We start from the raw sequence: 7,787 nt of genomic DNA, 5'->3' as shown, positions 1-7,787 counted from the left end.
GAGGTAAAGCCGCCCCCGCCTCCGCCCGTCGCGAAGCCTCCTCCTCGCGCCGCGCCGCCTGTCGCCAAGGCCGCTCCTCCGCCCGCGGCGATGCCCACCGTCGCTCCCGCGCCACTGAAGGCCCCGGACGCGGTGCCGCTCGACAAGCCGCCCGAGGCTGAGAAGGAAGTCGTCGCCGCGGCACCCATGGCCGTCGGTGGCACGGGCACGCTCGTCCCTGGCGGTGTGGTGGGTGGCACCGGCAGCGGCGAGGGCATGGCCATCGGTGGTGGCCGCGCGCAGCCCATCAATCTCCCGGAGGCGGGGACGCCGCCGGAGCCGCTGGCCTCCAACCTCATCCCCGAATACCCCGCCGACGCCCGCTCCAAGGGGCTGGAGGGGATGGTCATCCTCAAGGGCGTCGTCGAGGTCGACGGCCGCGTCACCGGCCTCAAGGTGATGCGCGGCGATGAGCCCTTCGCCAGCGCCGCGCTGGCCGCCGCGCGCACGTGGCGCTTCAAGCCCGCCGTCGTGTCCGGTCAGCCGACCGCCGTCTTCCGCATCTTCAAGGTCCCGTTCCGCCTCAAGTCCTGACGCCTTCCTCCCCCTTCGGAAAGCCACAGCCATGAACTTCAATCTCAAGGAAATCTACGCGCACATGGGCGTCTTCGCCCTGGGCATCGCCTGGACGCTGATCGCCTTCGCGGTCGCGTCGCTGGCGGTGTTCTTCGAGCGCCTGTTCGTCTTCTTCCGCTCGCGCGCCGCGTCCCGCCAGTTCGCGGGCCGCGCCGGTCCGCTGCTCGCGCAGCAGCAGCACGACGCGCTGGTGAAGGAGGCGGACGGCAGCAAGAGCAGCCACCTGGCGATGATGCTGGGCGGTGGCATGAAGACGTTCCTCGCGAAGTCCCGCGCTCCCGCCGGGAAGCTGGGCCCGGTGGAGCTCACGCGGCGCGACCTGGTGCGCATCAACGAGCGCATCACCGCGGACGTGCGCCGGGGCATGTCGGTGCTGGCCACGGTGGGCTCGGTGGCGCCGTTCGTCGGTCTGCTCGGCACGGTGGTGGGCATCATCGAGGCCTTCGCCGGTATCGCGAAGGAGGGCTCCGGTGGCCTGGGCGCGGTGTCCGCCGGTATCGCCGAGGCGCTCGTCGTCACGGCGCTGGGCCTGCTGGTCGCCATCCCCGCGGTGCTGATGTTCAACTTCCTGTCCACCCGCGCGGACGCGCTGCTGCTCTCCCTGGAGCAGGCCCGCAGCGAGTTCATGGACCACCTGGAGGACATGTCCGGCGACAAGCGCGCGGTGGCGGCCCACGGCGGCGCGCACGCGACGGGCTCCGACGTCGTCTCCACGCGGACCGAGGCGGGCGATGTCGGCCACGCGTAAGAGCAGCCTCACGCCGGAGATGAACGTGACGCCGCTGGTGGACGTGGTGCTCGTCCTCCTGATCATCTTCATGGTCGTCACGCCTCAGTTGGAGGCCGGCGCCGCGGTGGAGCTGCCCGCGGCGATGAACCCGGATCCGGAGAACAAGAACCTGGAGCCCACCACGGTGAGCCTGGCGTCCAACGGGGCGTTCTACCTGGACCGCAAGCAGCTGACCCGGGACGCGCTGGTGGTGGAGCTCAAGGCGCTGCACCAGGCGAAGCCGGACGCGCCCGTGGTGCTCAAGGCGGACCGGGGCGTGGCGTACGCGCAGGTGCGCGGCGTGTTCAAGGCGATGCAGGACATCGGGTTCCCGGGCATCAGTCTCCAGGTCATCGACCGGAAGAAGAACTGAAGGGGAGGCACGCGCCATGGCTTTCGACGTCGGTGGCAACAAGGGCGGCGGCGTCCGCCCCACGATGAACGTGACACCCCTGGTGGACGTGGTGCTCGTCCTCCTCATCATCTTCATGGTCGTCACGCCGCTGATGACCAAGAACCTGTGGATGAACGTGCCCGCGAAGCCGGACAAGGAGGACACCACTCCTCCTCCTCCGGACGCGAAGCCGCCGGTGGTGCTCACGGTGGACAAGGCCGGCACGCTGCGCATCAACCACGAAGAGGTTCCGCGCGACCAGGTGGTGGTCCGCCTGCAGCGCATGTTGAACGCGCGCGCGGACAAGATCGTCTTCTTCGACGCGAGCGACGCGGTGCCGTACGGAAGTGCGATGGAAGTGCTGGACCTGGCGCGGGGCGGGAACATCACCGTCGCCGTGCTGCCGGAACGACTGGCGGACTGACTCCAGGCGCCCCGCGCGCGGCTCGTGAAGCCGCGCGCGGTTCGTGACGCCGAGTTTTCCCGCCACCGCCACAGACGTCACAAACCCTTCATCCCAATGCCACGGGCGTCGCGTTGAGTGCGCGTCGCTGTCGGCAAGGAGAGCCGTGTTGTCTCGTACAAGCTTCGTGCACGCCTGCGTGGCGTCACTCGTGCTCATCACCCTGCCTGCCTTCGCGCAGGCGCCCGGCGCGGAGTCCTCCGCGCCCGCCGCGCCTTCGCCCTCCGCCTCCCCGGGCCAGCAGCCGGCCGGAGAGATTCCTCCTGCGCCGGGAACTACGCCCGCCCCTTCCGCCCCGTCGCAGCCGGACGGAGCGCTGCCCACCAGCCCCGCGCCGTCCCTGGGCACGCAGCCCGGCAGCGCCGCGAACCCGCTGCCTGTTGATCCCGCGCAGCCGGGAAGCGCTCCCGCGCAGGCCGCGCAGCCGGGAAGCGCGCCCGTGCAGGCCTCGCAGCCGGGAAGCGCGCCCGTGCAGGCCTCGCAGCCGGGAAGCGCTCCCGTGCAGGCCTCGCAGCCGGGAAGCGCGCCCGTGCAGGCCTCGCAGCCGGGAAGCGCTCCCGCGCAGGCCTCGCAGCCCGCGGATCCTTCCGCTCCGGCCGCCGCTCAGTCCGAGACGCCGTCGGATGGCGCGGCAACCTCCGACGAGGCCACGGCTTCCGACGAGGCAGCCATGGGCGATGAGGCCCTGGCCGAGTCCGCCGCGCCGCCCCCGGGCTTCACCGGCATCTACGGCCGGCTGACGGACGAGGCCAACGGTGAAGGCCTCATCGAGGCCACCGTGAAGGTCGTGACGGGCGCCGACAAGCAGGCCCTCACGGACCTGGACGGCAACTACCGGCTCGCGCTGCCGCCGGGCAAGTACGACCTGCGCGCCTTCTACGACGTGTACCAGGGCCGCCGCATCACGGGCGTCATCGTCACGAAGGGCAAGGCCACGAAGCTGGACGTCGCGCTCAGCGCGGACGTGGGCGCGGTGCAGGAGGTCGTCGTCGAGGCCCGCTCCGACCGCCGCGCGGAAGGCGCCCTGCTTCAGGACCGCAAGAAGGCCGCCGCCGTCTCCGACGCCATCAGCGCGCAGGAGATTGCCCGCACGCCGGACTCCAGCGCCGGTGACGCCGTGAAGCGCGTGGTCAGCGCCACGGTCGTGGACGGTCGCTACGTGCTGCTGCGCGGCCTGGGTGGCCGCTACGCCACCACGCTCCTCAACGGCGCGCTGCTGCCCAGCCCGGAGCCGGACGAGCCCAGCGTGCCGCTGGACCTGTTCCCCACCAGCCTGCTGGCCAACCTCAACGTGGTGAAGAGCTACACGTCGGACCTGCCGGGCACCTTCGGCGGCGGCACGCTGCTCATCGAGACCAACACCTACCCCTCCCAGTTCGAGTTCAAGCCGCGCCTCACCCTGGGCGGTGACACCGTCACCACCTTCCGCGAGCGCAACTCGCAGGCACAGGGCGGCTTCGGCGAGACGCTGGGCTTCGCCTCCTCCGACCGCGCCCTGCCGGACGCGCTCCCCCGCGACCACCGCCTGGGCGCGGGCGGCGAGTCAGCGCAGCAACTGGAGAGCCAGTGGGAGAGCTTCACCAACGTCTGGGAGCGCCGCACCACGCGCGCCGTCCCCAACATGGGCCTGGGCGCGTCCCTGGGTGACACGCTGCGCTTCGGCAACCAGCGCCTGGGCTACCTGGCCACCGTCAACTACGGCCACCGAGACGGCGTGCAGACGGGTGACTTCGCCCGCGCCGCCCGCGACGAGTCCGGCAGCCTCATCTCCCAGGACGTGGCCCGCACCACGCAGGGCTTCTCCACCGCGAACCTCAGCGGCCTGGCCAGCCTGGGCTACCAGTTCGACCGCGACAACGAGCTGACCCTCTTCAGCCTCTACACGCGCGGCACCGACACGCGCACGTACACCGCCAACGGCAACAACAACGTACGCGGTGACACCTACGCCAGCACCCGCCTCCAGTTCATCACCCGCGCGCTGTCCTTCACGCAGCTGCGCGGCTTCCACCGCCTGGGACTGCTGGGCGACTCCGAGGTGGACTGGCAGGCCAACATCTCCCGCGTGGACCGCGACGAGCCGGACACGCGCGACACGCTCTACAGCGCCGCCCTCAACAACCCGGACGCGCAGCTGTCCTTCCCCAACCAGCCCAACAGCGGCGAGCGCTTCTTCGCGGAGCTGGGCGAGACGTCCACCGGCGGCAGCCTCAACCTCACCCTGCCCTTCACCTCCGACTTCCGTCTGAAGGTGGGCGGCCTCACCCAGGTGTCCTTCCGCGACTTCAACGCGCGCCGCTTCCGCTACCTGCTCACCGAGGAGCCGGTGGACCGCACCCAGTCCCCCGAGCAGCTCTTCTCGCCGGACAACGTGGGCACCTCCATCACCGTGCGTGAGACGACGCGCGCGGATGACGCCTACAACGCCTTCCTGGGCGTCTACGCCGGCTACGTGTCCGCGGACTACAAGCCCGTGGATCCGCTGCGCCTGGTGGGCGGCGTGCGCCTGGAGGCGTCAAACCAGCAGCTGACGCTCAAGGACCCCTTCACCGGCGTGGAGAGCGACTCCGGCGGCGCGGACCAGAACTACCTGGACGTGCTGCCGTCGCTCAACGCGACCTACGCGCTGTCTCCTGAGGTGAACCTGCGCGCGGGCTACAGCTACACACTGGCGCGGCCCACCTTCCGCGAGTTGGCGCCCTTCATCTTCTTCGACTTCGTGCGCCGCCGGAACGTGTCCGGCAACCCCGACCTGCTGGAGACGCGCATCCACAACGTGGACCTCCGCGCCGAGTGGTTCGTGGGCGAGAACGACGTGCTGGCCGCGAGCGCCTTCTACAAGCGCTTCCAGAACCCCATCGAGCGCGTCATCCGCAACCCGGACTCGGGCGACCTGGGCTTCGAGAACGCCGCGGGCGCGGACAGCTACGGCGTGGAGCTGGAGGCGCGCACGTCGCTGGCGCGCTTCAGCCCCGCGCTGCGTCCGGTGCGCGTGGGCGCGAACCTCACGCTCATCCAGTCGCAGGTGGACCTGGGTGACTCCGCGCTGGGCGCGCAGACGAACAAGGACCGTCCGCTCCAGGGCCAGTCCCCCTACGTGGTCAACGTGAACGTGGGCTACGAGCGGCCGGAGAGCGGCACCGAAGTGGCGGTGCTCTACAACGTGTACGGCCAGCGCATCAGCGAGGTCGGCGTGCAGGGCCTGCCGGATGTGTACGAGCGGCCCTTCCACCGCGTGGACATCAGCCTCACCCAGAAGCTCGGCGCGACGCAGCTGAAGCTGACCGCCGCGAACCTCCTCAACGCATCCGTCACCCTCCGCCAGGGGGACGTGACGGTGCAGACGTACAAGCCCGGCGTGGCGTTCACCGCGTCGCTCGGCTGGGCCCTGTAGTTCCTCCCATTCCCTGAAAGGACGCACCGACATGAAGAGCCTCTTTGCCTCCGTCCTCACCCTGTCCAGCATCGCGCTGCTCTCTGGCTGCGGCGACGACGAGCCCAACAACACTCCGGACGGCGGCGGTGACCCGCAGGCCACCGAGCAGGACGTGAAGGGCAGCATCAAGGGCGACACGACGTGGAAGGCCGGCACGACGTACACCCTGAAGGACTACGTGTTCGTGGAGAGCGGCACGCTCACCATCGAGCCGGGCGTCACCGTCAAGGGCGACACGGGCAGCGCGCTGGTCATCACGCGTGAAGCGAAGATCAACGCGGTGGGCACGGCGGAGAAGCCCATCGTCTTCACCAGCTCGCAGGCGGTGGGCACGCGCGCGGCCGGTGACTGGGGCGGCGTGGTGCTGCTGGGCAAGGCGAAGATCAACGTGGCCGGCGGCGAGAACACCATCGAGGGTTTCTTCGCCACCAGCGGTGACACCCGTACCAAGTACGGCGGTCAGGACGACGCGCACGACTGCGGCAAGCTGAAGTACGCGCGCATCGAGTTCGCGGGCTACGAGCTGGCCGAGGACAACGAGCTCAACGGCCTGACGACGGGTGCGTGCGGCACGGCGACGGACATCGACTACGTGCAGGTGCACAAGGGCGCCGACGACGGCGTGGAGATGTTCGGTGGCACGGCGGGCCTGAAGCACATCGTCATCAGCCAGCCGGACGACGACGGCCTGGACTACGACCTGGGCTGGCGCGGCAAGGTGCAGTTCCTGGTGGTGCAGCAGAACGCCGTCGTGGGCAACCGCGGCATCGAGGCGTCCGGCAACAAGAACGACAACGGCGCGCAGCCGCACACGGTGCCGGAGATCTGGAACGCGACGTTCATTGGCTCTGGCCGTGCGGCGGGCACGACGCCGGCGCAGGAGGGCCTGGTGTTCAACACGGGCGCGGGCGGCCTGCTGCGCAACGTCATCGTGGCGAACTTCGCGGACTCGGCGGTCGACGTGGACGGCACGGCCTCCGCGGCGCTGTGGAACGCGGCCACTCCGGAGCTCTCCATCCAGAACACGTTCTTCTGGTCCAACAAGGGTGACACGGTCTCCATCCCGAACGCGCCGAACCCGAAGAAGGACGCGTCGGGCGCGGTGACGGACCCGGACGTGAGCAAGTTCGTGGAGGCGGAGAAGGTGCTGGCCTCGGGCCTGAGCAACAAGGTCCTGGATCCGCAGCTGACGGCGGCGCTGAACCTGGACGCCCCGAACTTCACCCCGGCGACGGGCTCCCCGGCGCTGAACCCGGACAACGCGGCCACGCCGGGCGCGGGCTTCGACACCAGCGCGCGCTTCGTCGGCGCGGTGGGCACCACCAACTGGCTGGCCGGCTGGACCTCGTTCCCGAAGAACTAGCCCTTCGGTGAACACATGACCGCGTGCTCCCGGCAGCGCCGTACGGGGGCACGCGGTCTTCCTTATCGCGGGCTACGACTGAAGCGTTGCGACAGCCTCGTCCTGCGCGCCGTCCGGCCCGTTGCCGTCCGTGAAGAGGTTGGCCACCGGGCGCAGCTTGGGAGGACGGCCGCGGCGGCGAGGGGCGTTGTCGTCGTTGCCCGGCGCAGCGCCCACCGGCTCCACCGGGGCCTGGCCGCCCTTGCGCGTCGGACGCGGCAGGTGGATGGCCTCCAGCTTCGCTCCCAGCTCTCCATCGTCCTCCGCGAACACCTTCGCGTACGCCAACGCGCGCTGACCCTTCTGGAGCAGCGACTCCTGGCTCTCGTTCAGGGCGTGCCTCGCCGCGTCCAGCGCCGCCTGCGCTCGGGCCACTGCTTCCGCCTTCTCACGCACGTGGGCCGCGGACTCTCCCAGCACCGCGGTGTCCACGTCCGGGAACTTCACGTCCGCCAGGTCCGTGGCGAACAGCTCGAGCAGCGCGCGCAGCGCGGGGGAGATGGAATCGTTCTCGGGGGTTTCGAACATGGACAGGCCTCCTCACAAGGCGTCGTTGAACGCCGCCTATCTGCCCAGATGTTCAGTGCCCTTTCAAGGGGGTCTTCTAACCGGCCGGAAAGTCGGCCCCGCAGCCACCGTCAAGGCCCCAAGGGCTCTGGCGCTGATCAATCCACCCGCACCAGCCCCACCTGTCTCTTATACCCATCT

7 protein-coding genes are annotated in these 7,787 nt (G+C 70.1%); 6 read left to right on the top strand and 1 reads right to left on the bottom strand.

Going from position 1 to position 7,787, the window contains the following annotated elements:
- The 6 genes from D7V77_RS38595 to D7V77_RS38570 all read left to right on the top strand — a co-directional run.
- A partial coding sequence (locus tag D7V77_RS38595) for an energy transducer TonB (protein WP_147452298.1) occupies positions 1-573 on the top strand: 573 nt, incomplete at its 5' end.
- A 31-nt stretch (positions 574-604) separates the two neighbouring features.
- The gene (locus tag D7V77_RS38590; RefSeq protein ID WP_120581225.1) at positions 605-1,363 is read left to right on the top strand and encodes a MotA/TolQ/ExbB proton channel family protein; all 759 of its coding nucleotides are present in this window, start codon (positions 605-607) and stop codon (positions 1,361-1,363) included.
- Positions 1,347-1,757: a biopolymer transporter ExbD gene (locus D7V77_RS38585; RefSeq protein ID WP_120581224.1), complete on the top strand. Its 411-nt coding sequence runs from the start codon at positions 1,347-1,349 to the stop codon at positions 1,755-1,757. The genes D7V77_RS38590 and D7V77_RS38585 overlap by 17 nt, the downstream gene beginning before the upstream one ends.
- Positions 1,758-1,773: 16 nt before the next feature.
- On the top strand, positions 1,774-2,202 hold the full coding sequence (locus tag D7V77_RS38580; RefSeq protein ID WP_120581223.1) for a biopolymer transporter ExbD: 429 nt from the start codon (positions 1,774-1,776) through the stop codon (positions 2,200-2,202).
- Positions 2,203-2,911: 709 nt separating this feature from the next.
- The gene (locus D7V77_RS38575; RefSeq protein WP_304485888.1) at positions 2,912-5,635 is read left to right on the top strand and encodes a TonB-dependent receptor; all 2,724 of its coding nucleotides are present in this window, start codon (positions 2,912-2,914) and stop codon (positions 5,633-5,635) included.
- Between the two features lie 31 nt (positions 5,636-5,666).
- On the top strand, positions 5,667-7,040 hold the full coding sequence (locus D7V77_RS38570) for a hypothetical protein (RefSeq protein ID WP_120581222.1): 1,374 nt from the start codon (positions 5,667-5,669) through the stop codon (positions 7,038-7,040).
- Positions 7,041-7,112: 72 nt separating this feature from the next.
- Here the strand turns inward: D7V77_RS38570 and D7V77_RS38565 are convergent, their stop codons facing one another.
- Positions 7,113-7,607, bottom strand: coding sequence for a hypothetical protein (locus D7V77_RS38565; RefSeq protein WP_120581221.1), 495 nt, complete (start codon positions 7,605-7,607; stop codon positions 7,113-7,115).
- Positions 7,608-7,787 lie beyond the last annotated feature (180 nt).

The sequence above is a fragment of the Corallococcus sp. CA041A genome (assembly GCF_003612075.1).
Classification (GTDB): domain Bacteria; phylum Myxococcota; class Myxococcia; order Myxococcales; family Myxococcaceae; genus Corallococcus; species Corallococcus exiguus.
This window is presented reverse-complemented; position numbering and strand designations above follow the sequence as displayed.